Genomic DNA, 19949 nt, shown 5'->3' with positions numbered 1-19949 from the left:
TTGCATCAGAAGCGCCAGATCACGTCGATAAACGCACGGTGCATGTACGAGTCGACTTCTTTGCCATAGGCATCGCCGGGCTTGAACACACCGCCACGGAACCGCACCAGGGCCGAAGGCTCATCGATCGACTGGCTCAACGCTGCCGGCAACAGGCCTTGCTTGAAGTACTTGGTGACCACCAGGTCCATTTCTTGACCGAGGTCCTTGTTGCCATCTTCCAGCGGCAGGGAGGTGCTGGAGAGGATCGCGCCGGTCGCGTCGTCGGTGTTGTTTTCAACAGCGTTGATGCCGTTGTTGCCCACCGGCTTGTTGCCGTCCACACGCCAGAACTTGTGATAGATCAAGCTGGCGTCGTATTCATCGTTGAGCATCCAGGAGCCGAACAACGTAGCGGTCTGCATGTTGTTCATTTCGCCACGGAAGGCTTCGCCGAAACGGTGAACCCGCGAGCGCGTACCGGTGTAGTTCGAGCGGTTGCTTTCCAGGCCGTTCTGTTGGTACTCGGCGCTGGCGCGGGCATAGGCTGCACCGACTTGCCACTGTGGATCGAGGCGCAGACGAACACCCACGTCGGTAGCCCAGCCGTTCAGGTCTTCACCACGCTTGGCTTCTGCCGGGCGAGTGCCGTCGGCATTCAGCGGGTTGACCGTGTCACGGTCGCCGCTCATGCCGGTGATGCTGCCCCAGTAATTGACGGAGTTGGTGTTGCGCCAGTTGTAGGCATCACTGTCGGCGGTGAGGCCGAGCCAGCTGATGTCGCCGTTCTGTTTCTTGTCCAGGGTATCGCCGGCCACGCCTGGCTCCGGATAGTCGAGCTTGCCGTTATCGTGGGTGTGATGACCGCGAATGCCGACCCAGTTACCCGGCGTCCACTGATACGCCGCATCGGCGTAGGCGTGCAGGCGATCCTTGTCTTTGGGCGCCAGTTCTTTCAGGTCGGTACGGTATTCGCTGAAGCGTTCGGCGATACCGACGTTGGCGCGCAACAGGGTGGTGTCGAAGGTCCAGTTCAGGGCTTCGATGTTGGTGTCGCGCCATTGGCCGTCGTCGTTGCGCAGGCGTTGGCGACCGAACTTGAGGATCTCGCCAGGGTAAGGCGTGAGGCCCTGGTAACCGACCCAGAACTCGCGCATCGCCAGGTAGTTTTTCTTGGTCTTGCGATCACCGCTGTCGGTGGTCTGGGTGCCGCTGTTGTCGGACTGCTGCAGGGTGTCGGTTTCGATGATGTCGGTGGACGTCACGGCCTGACCCATCGCGTAGGCGCTCCACGCGCCGCTTTCGCCATAGACCCATGGGCGCAGGTCGAGGCCGACGCCGTTAACGTCGCCGCCACCGGCGGTGCCCAGGTCACTGTCGTTCTCGGACTGGCCGGTAACTTTGACTTCGAGACCGAAGTTCTTGTCTTCGGTCAGGGCCGCCAGGGTCGGGCACGACCACAGCAGGGCGAATGTCAGGCCAATACCGGCCTGCACGAATGGATTGAGTTTCATAGGGATTCCTCGCCGTCTTCTTCTTGCAAAGCGTGCAGTTCCAGCGTGTCCGGACTCACGGTGCTACGAATGGCTTGCTCTTGTTTGAGCAGGCGTTGGGCCTCGGCCAGCCGATCAGGCGGCAGTTGCGCTTCGAGTGTTTGCGCAAGCTCAGTGGCTTGCGGGGTGTCTTGAGCCTTGGCCAATTGGCTGAAGACGTAAGCGTTGACCGGGTCGGGCCGGGTGCCCTTGCCTTGGGAGAACAGTTGGGCGATGGCGAAATCGGCGCTGTTCTGGCCGTTGCGCGCAGCGGTCAGCAGGTGATCCAGGGCTTTCTGCGGATAGACCTTGCCCAGGTAACCGCGACGGTAAATCTGGCCGAGGTAGTAATCGGCGGCGACTTCCCGGCCGACGGCTTTCTTGAAGTGCTCTTCGGCGACCTTGGCGTCGGCCGGCACCATCTTGCCTTCGTAGTAGAGCTTGCCCAGCAACAGTTCGGCGCGCGGCTGGTCGGCGGCGCGGCCGTTGTCCAGGTACTTCATCATCGTGTCGACGTCGCCCAGTTCAGGGAAGTCGTAGAGCAATTGCGCCAGGCTGACCCACGACGCCGGGTAGCCCGGGGCGATGCCTTCGAGCAGCGACTGAGCGGTTTTTTCGTCGGTCTTGCCCAGGCTCGCATCGCCCAGCACGCGGGCCACGCTGTCGACCCGTTGCGCGGAGACGGTGCCACGGCTGTGAGCGGCCTGCATCTGCTTGATCAACTCGGCCTGTTGTTCGGGCTGGCCACGTTTCTGATAGACCGTGGCCAGTTCGACGTAGCAGATGTCGGTGGTATTCAACGCCGCTTTGCAGATCTTTTCCACGTCATTCAGGTGTTGGTCGTAAGTGCCTTGGGTGCGATAGAGCAGCACCTGGGCCAGACCTGCTTCCGGTTTGCCTTCGGCGCGCCATTGGCTGATCTGCTGTTGTGCGTTGACGTTGGGGAAGCTGTGCGGGAATTGCAGATACAGCATCGCCAACGGGATCAGGGTGTTGCCTTCGCCATTGGTCGCGGCTTTCTTCAACAGTGTTTCGGCTTCGTGGTGTTCGGCTTCGGTGGCGCCAGGTTTGGCCACCAGCAGGCGACCCAGGCGAGCCTGAGCCCGCGGCGAGACGCTGGCTGCGGCGCGGTAAGTCGCCTCGGCCTTTTTGATCTGCGCCGGGTCGCGGCTGTCGACCTGAATGTCGGCCAGCCCAACCTGGGCTTCGCTGTAGCCCAGGTCGGCCAGTTGCTGATAGTTCTGCGCCGCCAGCGTGGTATCACCGCGCTTGAGGGCTTCATTGGCCAGGCGCTGGTCGGGCAGGCCGGCGCAACCGGCCAGGCTTACGGCCAGTGCAACTGCACACAGTGATCCTATGTGGGTGCGCGGTGTTCTGAGGATTTGTGGAGTCGTCACGGGCATGTCCTCTTTTTAAAGACCGGCGGCCATGGCTTTGTTGATCAGCCAGTTCAGGTTCGGGCCACGGGTGCTGTTCACTTCCGCCGGGCGACCGGCGAGTGCGCTGTCCAGCGGCTCGTCAGGTTTGATCTGCACGCGGATATCGGATGACAGGTCTTCGCTTTTCAGGCTGGTGCTGCTGACGATCTTGCCGGTACGGGTCTGGTCTTCGCCGGCGATCTGGAAGCTGACCGTGGTGCCTGGGCGCACGTCGCCGAACTGGCGATAGGAGAAGCGTGCTTCAACGTTGGCTTCGGTATTGCGTGGCACCAGTTGGAAGATCACGTCACCTTTGTTGGCGTATTGACCGTTAGCCACCAGTTGCTGGGCCACGGTGCAATCGCACGGGGAGGTCAGGGTGCCGGTCATTTGCTTGCCGAAGAGCTCTTCAACCTTGGACGGTTGCAGTTGGTTTTCGTCCAGATGGCCCTTGAGCACGTCGAGCATGCTGGTGCTGAAGGTCGCCAGCGGTGCGCCTTTGGCAGCAACGCCGTCAGCCTTGATCAGGCTCTGCACGGTGCCGTCGCGCGGCATGGTGATGTTCATGCCTTGCACGCTGACCAGGCCGGCCTGGGCGTGGCTGACGAAGTACATGCCGTACACCGATTTGAAAATGAAACCGAACGCTACCAGGCCGACCACGAAGATGCCGGCGCTGAAGGTCACCGCTTTCAGACGGCCGAGCGCGGTCATGCCGTGGCCGCCGTCCTTGACCTTGCGCGCCTTGGTGAAGTTGTCGCGCTGCAGGGTCGCCAGCACTTCACCGATGCTGACGATGTCGCCGGCCAGGTGCGAGGTGATCAGGTGGCGCAGGGTGGAAATGTCCCGCGGTTCCAGATTCTGGAACTGGCAACCGGTGCGACCGGTCTGGCGGTCGACGGAGCGGATCTGCAATTCCACGTCCATGGCCAGGCCAAGGTTATCGATGACGAATTGCAGGCGGGCCTTGTGCACATCGCCAACCTTCAGTGGCAGCTGACCGGCGTTGAACGCCAGGCCGCCTGCGGAAAGGTCGATGACCCGGGCTTCGACCGGGGTCCGGTCAGGGCCGAAGAAACGCAGCTTGGCCGGAATTTTCACACGGGCGTGTTGGCGCTGGGCTTCGGATTCGTGCACTACGTTGCTGTTGACGGCGGTATTCATATGGGCGATTTCCTAGTTAATTCAGGCGAGTTCGGTCAGACCATCATCAGCAGCACGGCGACAAAGATGCTGCCGGCGGAGAAGGTCATGGTCCGAGACGACCAGGTGTTGAACCAACGTTGAAAGCTGGCGAGATCACGGGTCAGAGAAGTGGGCTGGCGAGTCCAGGATTGTTTGTCGAGGCGGAAGAACACGTAGATCTTCACCAGCGCGCCGACGATCTGGTTGTAATAGAGAATGGCCGGGTACGCCGGGCCGATCCGGTGACCGGAACAGGACAGCAACAGGGTCAGGATCAGGCGGGTGATGCCGATCCACAGCAGGTAAACCAGGATGAACGCGGTGCCGTACTTGAAGGTGGCGATGAGCGCCACGGTCAGGCCCAGCAGGGACGTCCACATCGACACGCGCTGATCGAACAGCACCACCGAAGTGAACAGACCGAGGCGTTTCATCCCCAGGCCCAGGGCGCGGGAGTTCTGCCGCAGGTTGTTGCCGTACCAACGGAACATCAGTTTGCGACTGGCCTTGATGAAGCTCTTTTCCGGCGGGTGTTCCACGGTATGGATCGCGGCGTCGGGCACGTAGAACGTGTCGTAACCCAGGCGCATCAGGCTGAACCAGCTCGACTTGTCGTCACCGGTCAGGAACTTGAAGCGGCCCAGACGCCAGTGTTGCAGCGAGTCGCTTTCCACATCGGCGATGAAGTCCGGGTTGGTGACCACGGTGGCGCGGAACACCGACATCCGACCGGTCATGGTCAATACACGCTTGGACAGGGCCATGGAGCACATGTTGATGTGGCGCTGGGCGAATCGCAGTTTGTGCCATTCGCTCATGATGTAGCCGCCGCGCACTTCGCAGAACTCGTTGGTGGTCAGGCCGCCGACATTGCCGAACAGCTGGAACCACGGCACGGTCTTGAGCACGACGCCTTCGGCCAGCACGGTGTCGCCATCGATCACTGCAACCACGGCACGGTCGTCCGGCAGGTGGCGGGAGATGGCGCGGAAACCGTAGGCCAGGCCATCGCGCTTGCCGGTGCCGGGAATGCGCACGAAGTCGAGCTTGACGCTCGCCGGTGGGTTCATGCGTTTCCAGAGGCTCTTGACCAGCAGCTCATCGGACATTTCGACGATGGAGCACACCACGGTGGTCGGCAGGCCGCAGTCGATGGCCTCGCGGATGACCGAGCTGTAGACCTGCGCGGTGGTCAGCGCGTCGATACGGAAGCTGGTGACCATCAGGAACACATGGGAGGGGTCTGCCGCTTTACCCAGCTTGCGCACTTTGCGCCGCAGGTGCGGGTAGACCACGTACAGAAACAGCATGCCGCGCAGAAAGTGCGTGGCACCCATCGAGTAGCGCCAGATACCGACGATACCGACCAGGAAAATGAAGTCCTTCGACTCGGAGTCGAACGTGGACACAGGCAACGCAATGGCGATGCCCATCAATAAACTTAGGTAAAACAGCCAACCGGCGGCCTGAAGTAGGCCGTGCTTTAGCCTGTGCATAATCTGCATCCGTCTCGATCTCGGGCGGAGCCCGATTGGGTTAAGGCAGGCTTGTGAAAACTGGCGCCACCCGGTTTGGATAACGCCAGAATCCCTGTAGGAGCTGGCGAAGCCTGCGATCTTTTGATCTTTCGCTTGGGATTCAAGTGAGCTGGGAAAGATCGCAGCCTCGTTTCACTCGACAGCTCCTACAGGCGTGTTACCAGCAGATACCTTCGGTGCGCTTGCTGACGCTGGTGGCTTGAGACATGAAGCCGACCAGGTCGACCACTTGCTTGCCGTGCGGTGCTTCCAGCGCCAGGGCGCGGAATTTCTCGTCACGGTTACCGAGGATGATCACGTCGGAGTTGTTGATCACGTCCTCGAAGTTCGAGTTGAGCAAGGACGAGACGTGAGGGATCTTCGACTCGATGTAATCCTTGTTCGCACCGTGGACACGGGCGTACTCGACGTTGCTGTCGTAGATGCTCAGGTCGTAGCCCTTGCCGATCAGCATTTCCGCCAGATCGACCAGCGGGCTTTCGCGCAGGTCGTCGGTGCCGGCCTTGAAGCTCAGGCCCAGCAGGGCGACTTTGCGTTTGTCGTGGCTGGAGACGATGTCGAACGCGTTCTGTACCTGGGACTCGTTACTGCGCATCAGCGAGTTGAGCAGCGGTGCTTCGACGTCCAGGGAACCGGCGCGGTAGGTCAGGGCGCGCACATCTTTCGGCAGGCAGGAGCCGCCGAACGCGAAGCCAGGACGCATGTAGTACTGGGACAGGTTCAGTGTCTTGTCCTGGCAGACCACTTCCATCACTTCACGACCATCGACGCCGACAGCCTTGGCGATGTTGCCGATCTCGTTGGCGAAGGTCACCTTGGTGGCGTGCCACACGTTGCAGGTGTACTTGATCATCTCGGCAACGGCGATGTCCTTGCGGATGATCGGCGCGTCGAGTTCTTCGTACAGCGATTGCAGAACGTCGCCCGAAGCCTTGTCGAACTCACCGATGACGGTCATTGGCGGCTGGTCGTAGTCGGCGATCGCGGTGCTTTCACGCAGGAACTCAGGGTTCACGGCAACACCGAAGTCGACACCGGCTTTCTTGCCGGAGCAATCTTCGAGAATCGGGATGACCACGTTTGCCACGGTGCCCGGCAACACGGTGCTGCGCACGACGATGGTGTGGCGGGTGGTTTTGTCACGCAGAACAAAACCGATTTCGCGGCACACGGCCTCGATGTAGTTCAGTTCCAGGTCGCCGTTCTTTTTGCTCGGCGTGCCGACGCAGATCATCGACAGATCGGTGTCGCGAATCGCCTCGGCGAAGTTGGTCGTGCCGCGCAGACGGCCAGTCTCGATGCCCTGTTTCAGAAGTTCGCCCAGACCGGGTTCAACGATCGGCGAACGACCGGCGTTGATCATATCGATCTTGTCTTTGGCAACATCGACGCCAACGACGTCATGGCCCCGTGCAGACAGGCAACCGGCACAGACTGCACCGACGTAACCCAAACCAAATATGCTGATGCGCATCGCATTTACCTCTCAGTTAATCAAGACTGTGTTCAACAAGCCATTACATGGCCGGAGTTAATGGTGTTCAGCGGTCATAGTGCACTCGCAAGTGCGGCCTTAAAGGCGTCACAATGCCGGGTGCAGGCATACTAAGTTCCGAGTGTCTAAATAAGTGCACTCAAGATGTGCGCAACCAGGCCTTATTGTTATGACGTGCCCTGTTATGCAGCCGACCCTCTAATCAGAGGACGTTCGTGCAAAGGTCTTGCGCGCTCAATGCCAGGCCAGAAGCCCGTAAATCAAGCGGTTGGGTGCTCGGGTGAGCACGTTTATAGGGGCGCAGCCGTGGCCTTGTAGGGGATATTAATGGTGCGTTATCTCCTGTCCTTCATGTGTTTCCCAAACAAGTGATCCATAAGTTCAAGTTAATGTGACAACTTCGCTATCGGGACCGCTTCTCTGTGTAAGTTATCTCGTACGTTCGCCGAGAGAATCGTTACGGGTGGTATGAGCGGCGCATTTGGACATAGTTCCAGTCCGCCCATCGCGATTTCTGAAATTTCTTGAAATATTGAAAAAGATGGCACTGCTCTCATATTGATAGCACTTGCCGTTTCGCCCTTTATATATAGGGTGATTATTGCCTTGGATACTTTTTTGCCACTACCAACAAAAATTTTCAGTGCCACTACTGAAAAAAATCAGCAAAGTCGAGTGAAACAAAAGTTAGAAAATCGAGTGATTGTTTTTTGGCGCCAATAAGTCGGCGAAAGGGGCGGGGATTGTTCGAGGATCGAAGGGGTAGCGCACGACGAAGTTGTTGATGTCGTGCGCGAATTGAGTGCGGGTCTGGTTACTCCGGTGCGTGATCGCGCAGGAACACCAGATTGTCCGGTTTAGACTGTTCGCTGCTGTAGCGATAACCCTGAACATCGAACTGCTTGAGGGCGACCGGGTCATTGATGCGTTCTTCAATGACGAAGCGGCTCATCATCCCGCGGGCCTTTTTCGCGTAGAAGCTGATGATTTTGTACTGGCCGTTCTTCAAGTCCTTGAACTCGGTATTGATGATGCGCGCGTTCAAGGCGCTGCGTTTGACCGCCGAGAAGTATTCGTTGGAGGCCAGGTTCAGCAGCACATCGTCGCCTTGATCGGCCAGCGCTTCGTTCAGCCATTCGCTGATCCGCGTGCCCCAGAAGGCATACAGATCCTTGCCACGGGCATTGGCCAGCTTGGTGCCCATCTCCAGCCGATAGGGCTGCATCAGGTCCAGAGGGCGCAGCAAGCCGTACAGGCCGGAGAGCATGCGCAAGTGCTGCTGGGCGTAATCGAAGTCGGCTTCGCTGAAGGTTTGTGCATTCAGGCCGGTGTACACGTCGCCCTTGAATGCCAGCAAGGCCTGCTTGGCGTTGGCAGGGGTGAAGGCCGGGGTCCAGCTGCCGAAACGTGCGGCATTGAGGCCGCCAATCTTGTCGGAGACGTGCATCAGCTCGCTGATCTGCGCCGGTGTGAGGTCGCGCAGTTGCAGGATCAGTTCCTGGGAGTGGTCGAGGTATTGCGGCTGAGTGAAGCGCTGGGTCGCCGGCGGTGTTTCGTAATCGAGGGTCTTGGCGGGGGAAATCACCATCAGCATGAAGTCGGCTCCTTTAATCGTGGGGGCGATTCTAGGGGGTTGTCTGTGTTGACTCCAGCTATGGCTGTCATAGGTGATCGGTGGTGTCGCCAGGTTTTGTGGCAGAAGAAGATCCTGTGGCGAGGGGGCTTGCCCCCGTTCGATCGCGAAGCGGTCGCAAACCGACACTTGCGTTCTATCTGAAGGAATGGGGGACGCAGTTTTGGGGGCTGCTTCGCAACCCAACGGGGGCAAGCCCCCTCACCACAGGGGATCGGCTATAGTGCCGCGCGGGTTTTGTTATGGAGACATCCCATTGCGTATCGTTTTTCTATTCTTTGCCGGGTTGTTGAGCTTTGGTGTCATGGCGGCGCCGGGCGATGTGGCGACGCTGGATCGCAGCACCTGGCCTGAGCAGCTCAGCAACCCGACCCTGTTCGACGTTGCCTCCCGGGCCGAAATCCTCATGTTCGCTCGCGTCCTGCTCGCCAGCGAATCGCTCGATGAAGCAAGCCTGGCTCAACGCCTGGGCCTGCGCACCGTCAATCTGGAGTCGGTCAACCACCTGCGCCAACGCATGTGGCAGCGGTTGCTGAGCAACTACAACTTCGCCCAGCAGAGTTGCGATCAGGATGCCTCTTTCTGTTTCCTGGTCGAGGACATGGACACCCTGCGTGAGCAAGCGGCCAAGTTTCAGATCAGTGACGACAGCTACTACATCAAGTGGGCCGAGCCGAGCCGGCTGTTCCACGCCCAGTATCTGGACGAGCAATTGCGCAAGGCCGCGCTGTTTCCGCAGACCAGCAGCGAAGTCGATCGTTTTGGCGACTATGAGCGCAATGGCGATGCGATGAATGATCGCCTGTTCCTGCTGACTTTCGACAGCGCTGCCAATGCCGTGCCGGATAACACTGCCTGGGTCACCGAGTACCTGCGCAAATCGAACATGAGCGCGACGTTCTTCGTCCTCGGCAAGGACATCCAGGCCCGTCTGGCTGAAGGTTCGGCGACCAGCCTGCAAGGGACCTATTCGCAGCAATGCGTTGGCGTGCAGGGTTGGGAGTTCCGTTCCCACAGCCATTGGCAAGACTGGCAGGACTCGGTGCGGCGCAGCGCCGAGCTGGTCAAGGGCAAGCTGCCGGAGAATTACGTGCCGCTGTTTCGTCCGCCCGATGGCCAGCGTCGGTCCGACGCTGAAGGCTTCTTCAGGTCTCAGGGTTTGCAGGTGGCATTGTGGGACATCGATGCCCAGGACGGCGCCGGCAAGCTCAAGGGCAGCCAGAGTGCACAACGGGTGCTGACGCTGATGCTGCTATGGCGGCACGGGGTGATCAATTTCAATGTGAAGCAGGATGCGCTGAAAACCGCGTTACCTTGGCTCATGACGCAAACGGCGCCGAGCGGGATCGGTTGGGAAAACTGTCAGGACGCGTTTCGCTGAAACGGAGAAAGCCCGTAAACATTAGGGCAGGGACGTTTTTGGAGGAGATTTCGATGCAGGCGGACTTCCGACTTTAGCGGGGTGCTGGCAGTCCGCCAAGTGCTATTGGTCATTCTGAAAAATAAACTTCAAAAAAACGTCAAAGTGCTTTTTTCTGTCATGTGTTTTGGAGTATTACGAAGACAGACCGCCGAAACCTGCAACACAGGTGGCGTCTTCCAAGACTCCGTTTGGGTTGCAATCACTTGAGTCTGAGCAGGTGATTTCGGTGGCCACTTCGAGGCGCAGCACTGTCATGGTATTGCGTCGACTGGCTCCCACAAAGGTGACCGAGTATGGATGATCACGGACGTAGCCCTTCCAACCAGCCAATCCTTTATGTACTCGATACCAACGTATTGATTCACGATCCAAACGCCCTGCTTAACTTCGAAGAACACCACGTCGCGATCCCGATGACCGTGCTTGAAGAGCTGGACAAGCTCAAGAGCGGGCCTCACAGCGTTGCAGCGGAATGCCGCCAGGCCATTCGGCTGATCGACAAGACCCTGGGCGATGCCAGCCCCGAAGACGTCGAACTCGGCGTTCCGATCCAGCGTGGCAAGGGTGGGCCCAAGGGCTTGCTGTCAATTCTGATGAGCAAGCGTGCCGAGCCGAACATCATTCTGCCCGAGCACCTTAACGACAACATCATCATCAACCAGTTGATCGACCTGCGCGCACGTGATGCAAAACTGCCCGTGGTGCTTGTTACAAAAGATATCAACATGCGCCTCAAGGCCCGGGCTTGTGGGATCGCGGCCGAGGACTACAGTACCGACCAACTGGTCGACGACGTTTCGTTGCTGCCCAACGGTTACCACAACATGACCGGCTCCTTCTGGGACCGGGTGAGCAAGGTCGAAACCCGGCAGGATCATGGCCGCACCTGGCATCAGGTGCAGCTGATCGACAACCTGCCTGCCGTGCACGTTAACGAGTTCATCATCGACGAACAGGGCTTTGTCGGCTGGATCAAGGAAATCCAGGTCGACAAGTTATTGATCCTCGACCTGCATCAGGAGCCTCTGTTGCACCAGGAAGCCTGGGGCCTGAAACCGCGTGACATCTATCAAAGCCTGGCGCTGTACGCCTTGCTCGATCCGGACATTCATCTGGTGAACCTGTCCGGCGCGGCCGGTTCCGGTAAAACCATCCTGGCCCTGGCGGCGGCCATCGAGCAGACCATGGTCAGCAAACGCTACCGGCGCATCATTGCCACCCGCAGCGTGCAGGGGCTCGACCAGGAAATCGGTTTCCTGCCCGGCACCGAAGCGGAAAAGATGGAGCCTTGGCTGGGCGCCATCACCGACAACCTCGAAGCCTTGCACATGGATGACGAAAACACCCATGGCAGCGTCGACTACATCCTCAGCAAAGTGCCGTTGCAGTTCAAATCCCTCAACTACATTCGAGGCCGTAGCTTCCAGCAGAGTCTGATCCTGATCGATGAATGCCAGAACCTCACGCCGCACCAGATGAAAACCATCATCACCCGTGCTGGCGCCGGTTCCAAAGTGGTGTGCCTGGGTAACCTGGCGCAGATCGACACCCCTTACCTGTCCGCGACCAGCTCCGGGCTGACGTACCTGACCGAACGCTTCAAAGACTTCCCCAACGGTGTACACATCACCCTGCAAGGGGTGCCACGTTCGATTCTGGCCGAATACGCCGAATCGCATCTGTAACCCTCACCACAGAACCGGGCGGCCCGAAGCCGCCCGGTTTTTTATGGGTGCGGAAAATTGACCCGCAGGTTTACAATCGATGCTCCTGATCAGGAGTAACGCTGTGCTGACTCATCTCGATTCCCAAGGTCGCGCCAATATGGTCGACGTCACCGAAAAAGCTGTGACGTTCCGCGAAGCGACGGCCCAAGCGCTGGTGCGCATGCTGCCCGAAACCCTGCAGTTGATCGTCAGCGGCGGCCATCCCAAGGGTGACGTGTTCGCCGTGGCGCGGATCGCCGGCATCCAGGCGGCGAAGAAAACCAGTGATCTGATTCCTCTGTGCCATCCGTTGATGCTCACCGGCGTCAAGGTCGAACTCAGTGCCGAAGGCGACGACACCGTGCGCATCGTGGCGCGCTGCAAGTTGTCCGGGCAGACCGGCGTCGAGATGGAAGCGCTGACCGCCGCCAGTGTCGCGGCGTTGACCATCTATGACATGTGCAAGGCCGTGGACCGCGGCATGACCATCGAGAGCGTGCGGCTGCTGGAAAAACTCGGCGGCAAGAGCGGCCATTTTCAGGCGGAGCAGCCATGAACGTGACCGTGAAGTTTTTTGCCCGTTACCGTGAGGCGCTCGGCGTGGATTCGGTGAAGGTTGAAGGTGATTTCGCCACGGTCGACGATGTGCGTGCACTGCTGGCCCAACGTGAAGGCGCCGAGGTGTTGAGCGAGCAGAACCTGATGTGCGCCCGCAATGAAGACCTCTGCCAGCTCGATGAACCGGTCGGCGATGGCGATGAAGTGGCTTTCTTTCCAACCGTGACCGGGGGCTGAGCCATGGCGATTCGTGTGCAGCCCACGCCGTTCGACCCGGGCGCTGAGGTCAACGCCATGCACGCGGCCAATGTGGGCGTTGGTGCGGTGGTGAGTTTTGTCGGCTATGTGCGCGACTTCAATGACGGCCTGGACGTCGCCGGGATGTTTTTGGAGCACTACCCGGGCATGACCGAAAAAGCCCTGGGCAAGATTGCTGCGGAGGCCGAGCAACGCTGGCCGCTGTTGAAGCTGGAAGTGCTGCATCGCATCGGCGCGCTGGAGCCGGGCGAGCCGATCGTATTCGTCGGTGCCGCCAGCGCTCACCGTCAGGCAGCGTTCGATGCCTGTGCCTTTGTCATGGACTACCTGAAAACCCGCGCGCCATTCTGGAAGAAAGAAAACACCCGTGATGGCCCGCGCTGGGTTGAAGGGCGCGACAGCGATCATGCGGCGGCGGATCGCTGGAAGCAGTAATTCCTCTAGTGCTTTCGAATACGCCTTCGCGGGCAAGTCGGACCGCGAAGAGGCCTTCTGCATCACCCAAAACCCCACTGATTCCCCTCCCGACCAGAGGCTGGAAGATCTTTATGCGTCCGATTGACGGTTGATACATAAAAGTCCAGTATGGATTTATAAGTACAAAAAAGGCGCTCCCTGTTTCAGCTTTTTCTTCTGTCTTGCCAAACCAACAACAACCCGCGAGAGAACGAACATGAAGAAATTCCCCCTCATCACCGGTCTGGCCCTGAGCCTGTTGGCGTGCAGTAGCGTGTTCGCTGCCGAGAAAAGCCTGCGCATCGGTATTGAAGCGGCCTATCCGCCGTTCGCGTCGAAAACCGACAAAGGTGAAATTGTCGGTTTCGACTACGACATCGGCAACGCCCTGTGCGCGCAGATGAAGGTCAAGTGTGTGTGGGTCGAAGGCGAATTCGACGGTCTGATTCCTTCCCTGAAAGTGAAAAAAATCGACATGGCGCTGTCGTCCATGACCATCAATGAAGACCGTAAGAAGTCGGTGGATTTCACCCACAAGTACTACTTCACCTCATCGCGACTGGTGATGAAGGAAGGCGCGGCGGTCGATGACCAGTACGCCAGCCTCAAGGGCAAGACGGTCGGCGTACAACGCGCAACCACCACGGACCGTTACGCCACCGAGGTTTTCGAACCGAAGGGCATCAACGTCAAGCGTTACGGCAACAACGAAGAAATCTACATGGACCTGGCTGCCGGTCGCCTCGATGCCATTTTTGCCGACACCATTCCATTGAGTGATTTCCTGTCCATGCCGCGTGGCAAGGGTTACGCCTTTGTCGGGCCGGAACTCAAGGATCCGAAATACGTGGGTGAGGGCGCCGGGATTGCCGTGCGCAAGGGCAACACCGAGTTGGTCAGTGAACTGAACGCGGCCATCGACGGAATTCGCGCCAGTGGCGAATACCAGAAGATTTCGGAGAAGTACTTCAAGTCCGACATCTACGGCGATTGATCGGAGAAAGATCGCAGCCTTCGGCAGCTCCTAAAGAGGACCACATTTCTCTGTAGGAGCTGGCGCAGCCTGCGATCTTTTGATTTTCAGCCCTTCAATTCCTTCAAATGCTTGTACACCGTCGCCCGGCCCATGTTCAGCACATTGGCCACGTAGTTGGAGGCGCTTTTGCCTTTGAAGGCGCCTTCGGCGTGCAGCGCCAGCACCAGTTCGCGTTTATGGTCGCGGGTCAGCACATTCAGGCTCAACTGGCGCTCGCGCAGCCAGGCATGCAGAAAAGTGTTGATCCGTTCCTGCCAGTCATCGCGAAACAGTGAGTCCGGTTGCGGAATCAGCTTGGTCGGCGACAGGAACAAATCCAGCGCCGCCTTCGCGTTCTCGAACAACGAGATATTCAGATTGATGCACAGCACTGCCAGCGGTTGCCCTTCGCTGTCGCGTAGTACGCTGCTGAGGCTGCGAATTTTCTGGCCGTCCCAGTTGAGCTTTTCGTACGGCCCGATGTTTCGTTCACTGACCTCTTCGCTGAGCATGTCCTCCAGCGACGAGTCGTCTCCAATTTCCCGTTTGGACAGGTTGTTGGCGATGTAGTCGACCTTTTGTGTGCGCAGGTCGTGCAGCACCACCTCGGCGTGAGGGAAGAACAACGTGGCGATGGCATCGGCAATCGCGCGGAAGTTGTCCATGGACACATTGTCCAGGGCCGAGTTTTTTTCAGGTGCGTTCATACAGTGGAGCTCCAGGCCAGCGTCAGTGCCCCTTTAAAAAGGGGCACTGGAAGTTTGCCGCAATCGTGTGGGCACGTCACCTGAGGATCAGGATCAACCCAGACGGGCGGGGGAGAGCATCGCGGCGTCCAGACCGAAACGAGTGAGCTGTTCGGGCAAGGCTTCGCCGCGTACCAGTGCAGCGCTGGCCTGGCCCATGGCCGGTGACGTCTGGATGCCGTAGCCGCCTTGTCCCGCCACCCAGAACAGGCCCGGTATGTGTTGATCGAAGCCGGACAGCAAATCCCCGTCGTGCACGAAACTGCGCAAGCCGGCCCAGGTGCGGGTCGGGCGGCGGATGGTCAGGGTGGTCGCCTCTTCGATCTGGTAGATGCCCATGGCGATGTCCAGTTCTTCGGGCTGCACGTCGTGCGGCTCCACCGGGTCGGCGTTGGCCGGTGAGCCGAGGAACATGCCGGCGTCGGGTTTCATGTAGAACGATTCATCGAGGCTGACCAGCATTGGCCAGTCATGGCTATCCAGGCCCTCGGGGCCGGCGAAGATAAAGGCTGCCCGACGCTTGGGCTGCAGGCCCAGAGGCCGCGCGCCAGCCAGCACGCCAACCTTGTCGGCCCAGGCGCCGGCGGCATTGATAATGATCGGGGCGCTGAAGGTTTGAGTGGCGGTTTGAACCTGCCACAGCCCTTCGGCATCCCGGGTCAGGCTCAGCACTTCGCTGTCGGTATGCACCTCGCCTTTATTGCGCCGGATACCGCGCAGATAGCCTTGATGCAGGGCATCGGTATCGATGTCGCTGGCGGTTGGGTCGTAGATCGCGCCATGGACTTTTTCCCGACGCAGGATCGGCAGGCGCGCACAGGCTTCGTCGGCGCTGAGCAGTTGCATCTGCGGCACGGTGGCTTTGGCGCTCAGGTATTGATTGTTCAGCTCGGCCGGATCGCCCGTGAAGTCGACGGTCATCTCACCGCGCGGGGTCAGCAGCGGGTGTTCGCAGAAACCGGGCGGTGGTGCATCGAAGAAATCGCGGCTGGCCAGGGTCAATGCCCGAACCTGAGGCGTGCCGTAGGCGGCGGTGTAGAGCGCCGCCGAGCGTCCGGTGGAGTGATAGGCCGGATGGGATTCGCTCTCGAGCACAATCACCCGTCCGTGCTGCGACAGCCAGAAACCGGTGGAAGCACCGGCAATCCCGCCGCCGATAATGATGAAGTCTGCCTGGCTCATGAACGTCTCCTGATGGGGCGTAAATGCCGAAATTGTTGGGGATCCCTGTGGGAACGGGTGTTAGCCCAGTAGGCGGTAAATGGCATTGGCCAGTGCGATGTCTTCCAGGCCCAGGCCGATGGAGCGGAAGAACACAGGTCGGTCGTAGTCCGGGCGCTGCACTTTTCCGCTGAGCAAGTCGGGCAGGTCGCCGACTATCGAGCGCTTGTCCCAGCCATGCTGTTCACCGGCGATCAGCATTTCGCCGGCCGAGCCCGGGGTGGTCTGGCGATAGTCGCAGAATACCTGCATGTCATTGAGGCTCTGCGGCGGCACTTCATGGGCACGCGGAGCATTGGTGCTGATGGACGTGATCAACGCCGGTTTGCTCAACATGGACGGGTCGATCACCGGGCCGGCGGACGAAGTACAAAGCATGATCACGTCGGCGTCTTGAATCGCGGTTTCGCAACTGTCGGCGAGGGTCAGCCGTGGATCGAGGCTTTTGAGTTGCGCCAGCGCTTCGGCGTTCTTGCCGCGCAAGCTCGGCGAATACAGGCTGATGCTTTGCCAGTCTCGCAGGTTCTTCACATAGTGCAGGTGCGCCTGGGCCACCTTGCCGCTGCCGATGATCGCCAGGCGTTGGGCCTTCAGCGGGGCGAGGGCATCGACCGCCACCGCCGTCGTTGCCGCGGTGCGTGCGGTGGTCAGTTCACCGGCATCGCAGAGCAGCAGCGGCTGGCCGGTCTGCATTGACATCAACAGCGTCCAGGCGGTCACCAATGGGCCTTGCTCACGCACGATGTAGGGCGATGTCTTGACGCCATACACGCCGTCTTCGGCCAGCACGCCCAAGTAGTTGATGAAGTCCCCGGCACCTTTCGGGAATTCCACCAACTGCTGGGCCGGTTGCACGGCTTGCCCGGCGGCCAGGTCGCGGAACAGCTTGCGCAGGATCTGCGGCACGTCGACTTGCGCCAGCAGTTCGCGGGCCTGGGGTTGGGTGATGACGTAAGGCGTGCTGGGCATGGTCGGCTCCGGGTGCTGAAAGTAAACTAATTTGTCCATTATGGACTTTTAGTTGTCTCGAGCAAGCTCCTGTTGAAGAAACCGGACGAAAAAAAAGCGCAGTCCGTCTCCGGCTGCGCCTTTTATTCTGCGACCCGTGTTATGGGCGCTTGCGCTCAACCGCCCGCAGCAGATGCGTCGGTGGCGTTTCACAACTGATCTTGCGACCCAACAGCGCCTCGATGGACGGTAGCTGGTAGGAGTCGTCTTCACCGGCAAAGCTGATGGATACACCATCGGCGCCGGCACGACCAGTACGACCGATGCGATGCACGTAGTCGTCCGGGACTTCCGGCAGGGTGAAGTTGATCACGTGGCTGATGCCGTCGATGTGAATGCCGCGACCGGCCACATCGGTGGCGACCAGCACCCGGATCTTGCCTTCGCGGAAACCTTCCAGGGTCTTGATGCGCTTGTGCTGCGGCACATCGCCAGACAGTTGCGCGGCGTTGACGCCATCGCGCACCAGGCGTTCTTCGATGCGCCGCACTTCGTCCTTGCGGTTGGCGAAGACCATCACCCGTTCCCAGCCGTTATCGTTGACCAGGTTATAGAGCAGTTTGTATTTGTCGGCGCCGGCCACCGCGTAGATGTGTTGCTCGACGTTTTCGCTGGCCACGTTCTGCGCTTCGATCTCGACGATCGACGGGTCGGTGGTCCATTGCTTGGCCAGGTTCATCACGTCGTCGGTGAAGGTCGCGGAGAACAACAGCGTCTGACGCTCACTCTTCGGTGGGGTCTGGCGAATGATCTGACGCACTTGCGGGATGAAACCCATGTCGAGCATCCGGTCGGCTTCGTCCAGCACCATGACTTCGACCATGTCCAGGTGCACGTCGCCGCGCTGGTTGAAGTCGAGCAAGCGGCCCGGAGTGGCCACGAGGATGTCGCAGTGACGGGCTTCGAGGTGCTTGAGCTGCTTGTCGAAGTCCATGCCGCCGACAAACGTCATGACGTTGAGGCCGGTGTACTTGGTCAGGTCGGCCGCGTCCTTGGCGATTTGCACTACCAGTTCCCGGGTCGGGGCGATGATCAGTGCTCGCGGTTCACCCATGTAGCGTTCTTTGGGCGGCGGGGTTTGCAGCAGCTGCGTGATGATCGAAATCAGGAACGCGGCGGTCTTGCCGGTACCGGTCTGGGCACGACCGATGGCGTCTTTGCCCGCGAGGGTGAAGCCAAGCACCTGTGCCTGGATCGGCGTGCAATAAGGAAAGCCCAGGTCCTGAATGGCGTGCATCAGCTCGGGGGCGAGTTTGAAATCGTGGAAGCGGGTTTTGCCTTCCTGGGGTTCGACGACGAAGTCTTCGAGTTTCCAGGGGATGACCGGCGCCTTTGGCTTCGGTTCGCGGCGTGGTTTTGCCGGTTTCGGGGCTTCGCTGCGCGGCTGTTCAGAGACAATGGCCGGAGCAGAGGGGGCGGTCGGTGTGGTCACCGGCTCGTGTTTCGGTGCCGCTACGGTTGCGGTCCGGCCAGGCTGATTACCGTCGGTACGGTGGCTGGGGGTATGAGAAGGAGCGCTGGAGCCTGGCGCGAGCTGCTCAGCCTCGCTTTTACCGAACATTTTCTTGAGTGCTTTGAGCACGGTCATCTCATCAATTGGTTAAGGAATGTACGCCGGCCAGTGTAATGCAAGAATCGGGCGCGGCGTAGTGCGATGGATCAAAGGGTAGCTTTTAGCGCAAACGCTCGGCGATCCAGACGCCGATGTCGCGAATTTCTTCGGGTAACACTTCGTGGCCCATTGGGTATTCCTGCCATGTCACGGTGACACCATGCTGCTTTAAATACTCGTAGGCGGTCCGGCCCATGGAGTTTTGCACGACGTCATCATACTGACCATGCAACGACAACACGGGAATGCGCTGCTGGCTGGCGGAAAGCTCCAGTTCATCGCTGAATGTCGGGGCATAAGTCGAGAGCGCAAGTACACCGCCCAACGGTCCCTGCCATTTCAGGAAGGCTGTGTGCAAAACCACGGCGCCGCCCTGGGAAAAACCGGCGAGAAAGATCCGCGAGGCGTCTATTCCGCTGGCCTTCTGCACTTCAATCAAATCCACGACCCGTTGCGCGGACTCCTCCAACTGCTCGCGGCTGATGGCGCGTGCCGGGCTCATGGCCAATATGTCGTACCAGCTTGGCATCTCGTAGCCACCATTAATGGTGACAGCGCGGGTCGGAGCCTGGGGCAAAACGAAACGGGTAGTGAGCAGGTTTTCCTGTAGCGCTTCAGCTACCGGCAAAAAATCGTAGCGGTCGGCACCCAGCCCATGCAGCCAGATTACGCAGGCGTCTGCGGGCTTGACGGGTTGAAGAATCAGGGGCTCGGTCATGTCTGCTCCATTGTTGTGCGTGCGCTCTCATTGTGTGCGAGGTTCGAGTGCGCAATCGGTTGATCAGTTAAGAAGATGTCGCAAGGTTGAAAGTTTTGCTATTGACCTGTCGCTGAATCGCTTTAGCGAGCGGTCTGGTACGGGCTTTGCTATGGGGAACCCTGTGCAACCAATCTCGTGCCTGGCGGTAACACTATCAGTGTATGGCTAGTCGTGGGATAGCAAAGAATCCGGTGATGGATGTTCGCCAGTGGCCGCTACGGGCTTCGCGAACGTGAAAGGGCTACAGCCCGTTCGGCCGATTGGTGAGAAGTGAGTTATCCATGATGTGGATTTTCTCCTACTAGACTCATAGCGACGGTCCTTACGTCGGTTGACCCTAAAAAAAGCCAACAAGGGTCAGCAACGCCTCAAAAGGGTGCGACAGGGCTCAAGCTCCGACACAACA

17 protein-coding genes are annotated in these 19949 nt (G+C 59.4%); 6 read left to right on the top strand and 11 right to left on the bottom strand.

The annotated features are described in order from the left end of the window. Positions 1–5: 5 nt before the first annotated feature. The 6 genes from JUI81_RS27625 to yaaA all read right to left on the bottom strand — a co-directional run bounded on the left by JUI81_RS27625 (position 6) and on the right by yaaA (position 8741). Positions 6–1493, bottom strand: a complete 1488-nt coding sequence (locus JUI81_RS27625; RefSeq protein ID WP_019647721.1) for an alginate export family protein — start codon at positions 1491–1493, stop codon at positions 6–8. Beyond that, a complete protein-coding gene (algK, locus tag JUI81_RS27620; RefSeq protein ID WP_019581108.1) occupies positions 1490–2914 on the bottom strand; it encodes an alginate biosynthesis TPR repeat lipoprotein AlgK in 1425 nt (474 codons plus the stop codon). The genes JUI81_RS27625 and algK overlap by 4 nt, the downstream gene beginning before the upstream one ends. 9 nt (positions 2915–2923) lie before the next feature. Next, the gene (locus tag JUI81_RS27615) at positions 2924–4093 is read right to left on the bottom strand and encodes an alginate biosynthesis protein Alg44 (protein ID WP_204125440.1); all 1170 of its coding nucleotides are present in this window, start codon (positions 4091–4093) and stop codon (positions 2924–2926) included. Between the two features lie 35 nt (positions 4094–4128). Further along, positions 4129–5610: a mannuronan synthase gene (alg8, locus tag JUI81_RS27610; protein WP_371929186.1), complete on the bottom strand. Its 1482-nt coding sequence runs from the start codon at positions 5608–5610 to the stop codon at positions 4129–4131. A 199-nt stretch (positions 5611–5809) separates the two neighbouring features. After that, on the bottom strand, positions 5810–7126 hold the full coding sequence (locus tag JUI81_RS27605) for a nucleotide sugar dehydrogenase (RefSeq protein WP_019581105.1): 1317 nt from the start codon (positions 7124–7126) through the stop codon (positions 5810–5812). A gap of 835 nt (positions 7127–7961) precedes the next feature. Then, a complete protein-coding gene (gene yaaA / locus JUI81_RS27600) occupies positions 7962–8741 on the bottom strand; it encodes a peroxide stress protein YaaA (RefSeq protein ID WP_019647726.1) in 780 nt (259 codons plus the stop codon). A gap of 343 nt (positions 8742–9084) precedes the next feature. On the opposite strand from yaaA, the gene JUI81_RS27595 reads away from it, so the two are divergent. From JUI81_RS27595 to JUI81_RS27570, 6 genes are all read left to right on the top strand, one after another. Then, positions 9085–10161, top strand: coding sequence for a polysaccharide deacetylase family protein (locus tag JUI81_RS27595; RefSeq protein WP_371929190.1), 1077 nt, complete (start codon positions 9085–9087; stop codon positions 10159–10161). 335 nt (positions 10162–10496) lie between these two features. Further along, positions 10497–11888, top strand: a complete 1392-nt coding sequence (locus JUI81_RS27590; RefSeq protein WP_018927120.1) for a PhoH family protein — start codon at positions 10497–10499, stop codon at positions 11886–11888. 103 nt (positions 11889–11991) lie between these two features. Next, a complete protein-coding gene (gene moaC / locus JUI81_RS27585; RefSeq protein WP_028940343.1) occupies positions 11992–12465 on the top strand; it encodes a cyclic pyranopterin monophosphate synthase MoaC in 474 nt (157 codons plus the stop codon). Next, on the top strand, positions 12462–12704 hold the full coding sequence (moaD, locus tag JUI81_RS27580; protein WP_018927118.1) for a molybdopterin converting factor subunit 1: 243 nt from the start codon (positions 12462–12464) through the stop codon (positions 12702–12704). Before moaC ends, moaD begins: the two co-directional genes overlap by 4 nt. Positions 12705–12707: 3 nt before the next feature. Further along, positions 12708–13160, top strand: coding sequence for a molybdopterin synthase catalytic subunit MoaE (gene moaE / locus JUI81_RS27575; RefSeq protein ID WP_204125439.1), 453 nt, complete (start codon positions 12708–12710; stop codon positions 13158–13160). A gap of 238 nt (positions 13161–13398) precedes the next feature. Next, the gene (locus JUI81_RS27570; RefSeq protein WP_019581099.1) at positions 13399–14175 is read left to right on the top strand and encodes an ABC transporter substrate-binding protein; all 777 of its coding nucleotides are present in this window, start codon (positions 13399–13401) and stop codon (positions 14173–14175) included. A gap of 86 nt (positions 14176–14261) precedes the next feature. Here the strand turns inward: JUI81_RS27570 and JUI81_RS27565 are convergent, their stop codons facing one another. The 5 genes from JUI81_RS27565 to JUI81_RS27545 form a co-directional block, all read right to left on the bottom strand. Further along, positions 14262–14903, bottom strand: coding sequence for a transcriptional regulator (locus JUI81_RS27565; protein WP_018927115.1), 642 nt, complete (start codon positions 14901–14903; stop codon positions 14262–14264). A gap of 93 nt (positions 14904–14996) precedes the next feature. Continuing rightward, positions 14997–16124 (bottom strand): FAD-binding oxidoreductase, encoded by a 1128-nt coding sequence (locus tag JUI81_RS27560; protein WP_204125438.1) that lies wholly within the window; start codon positions 16122–16124, stop codon positions 14997–14999. A gap of 60 nt (positions 16125–16184) precedes the next feature. Continuing rightward, positions 16185–17132, bottom strand: a complete 948-nt coding sequence (locus JUI81_RS27555; protein WP_026331848.1) for an ornithine cyclodeaminase family protein — start codon at positions 17130–17132, stop codon at positions 16185–16187. 139 nt (positions 17133–17271) lie between these two features. After that, positions 17272–18759: an ATP-dependent RNA helicase RhlB gene (rhlB, locus tag JUI81_RS27550; RefSeq protein ID WP_019581096.1), complete on the bottom strand. Its 1488-nt coding sequence runs from the start codon at positions 18757–18759 to the stop codon at positions 17272–17274. Between the two features lie 85 nt (positions 18760–18844). Further along, on the bottom strand, positions 18845–19501 hold the full coding sequence (locus JUI81_RS27545) for an alpha/beta hydrolase (RefSeq protein ID WP_019581095.1): 657 nt from the start codon (positions 19499–19501) through the stop codon (positions 18845–18847). Positions 19502–19949: the final 448 nt, after the last annotated feature.

The organism is Pseudomonas sp. 008 (genome assembly GCF_016861935.1).
In the GTDB taxonomy this organism is placed as follows: Bacteria; Pseudomonadota; Gammaproteobacteria; order Pseudomonadales; family Pseudomonadaceae; genus Aquipseudomonas.
This window is presented reverse-complemented; position numbering and strand designations above follow the sequence as displayed.

Excerpts from the sequence above, each read along its gene's own strand:
- moaD (WP_018927118.1), top strand. The coding sequence starts at position 12,462 with ATGAACGTGACCGTGAAGTTTTTTGCCCGTTACCGTGAGGCGCTCGGC.
- JUI81_RS27570 (WP_019581099.1), top strand. The coding sequence starts at position 13,399 with ATGAAGAAATTCCCCCTCATCACCGGTCTGGCCCTGAGCCTGTTGGCG.
- rhlB (WP_019581096.1), bottom strand. The coding sequence starts at position 18,759 with ATGACCGTGCTCAAAGCACTCAAGAAAATGTTCGGTAAAAGCGAGGCT.
- JUI81_RS27625 (WP_019647721.1), bottom strand. The coding sequence starts at position 1,493 with ATGAAACTCAATCCATTCGTGCAGGCCGGTATTGGCCTGACATTCGCC.
- JUI81_RS27565 (WP_018927115.1), bottom strand. The coding sequence starts at position 14,903 with ATGAACGCACCTGAAAAAAACTCGGCCCTGGACAATGTGTCCATGGAC.
- JUI81_RS27595 (WP_371929190.1), top strand. The coding sequence starts at position 9,085 with ATGGCGGCGCCGGGCGATGTGGCGACGCTGGATCGCAGCACCTGGCCT.
- alg8 (WP_371929186.1), bottom strand. The coding sequence starts at position 5,610 with ATGCACAGGCTAAAGCACGGCCTACTTCAGGCCGCCGGTTGGCTGTTT.
- JUI81_RS27545 (WP_019581095.1), bottom strand. The coding sequence starts at position 19,501 with ATGACCGAGCCCCTGATTCTTCAACCCGTCAAGCCCGCAGACGCCTGC.
- yaaA (WP_019647726.1), bottom strand. The coding sequence starts at position 8,741 with ATGCTGATGGTGATTTCCCCCGCCAAGACCCTCGATTACGAAACACCG.
- JUI81_RS27615 (WP_204125440.1), bottom strand. The coding sequence starts at position 4,093 with ATGAATACCGCCGTCAACAGCAACGTAGTGCACGAATCCGAAGCCCAG.
- moaE (WP_204125439.1), top strand. The coding sequence starts at position 12,708 with ATGGCGATTCGTGTGCAGCCCACGCCGTTCGACCCGGGCGCTGAGGTC.
- JUI81_RS27560 (WP_204125438.1), bottom strand. The coding sequence starts at position 16,124 with ATGAGCCAGGCAGACTTCATCATTATCGGCGGCGGGATTGCCGGTGCT.
- algK (WP_019581108.1), bottom strand. The coding sequence starts at position 2,914 with ATGCCCGTGACGACTCCACAAATCCTCAGAACACCGCGCACCCACATA.
- JUI81_RS27605 (WP_019581105.1), bottom strand. The coding sequence starts at position 7,126 with ATGCGCATCAGCATATTTGGTTTGGGTTACGTCGGTGCAGTCTGTGCC.
- JUI81_RS27555 (WP_026331848.1), bottom strand. The coding sequence starts at position 17,132 with ATGCCCAGCACGCCTTACGTCATCACCCAACCCCAGGCCCGCGAACTG.
- JUI81_RS27590 (WP_018927120.1), top strand. The coding sequence starts at position 10,497 with ATGGATGATCACGGACGTAGCCCTTCCAACCAGCCAATCCTTTATGTA.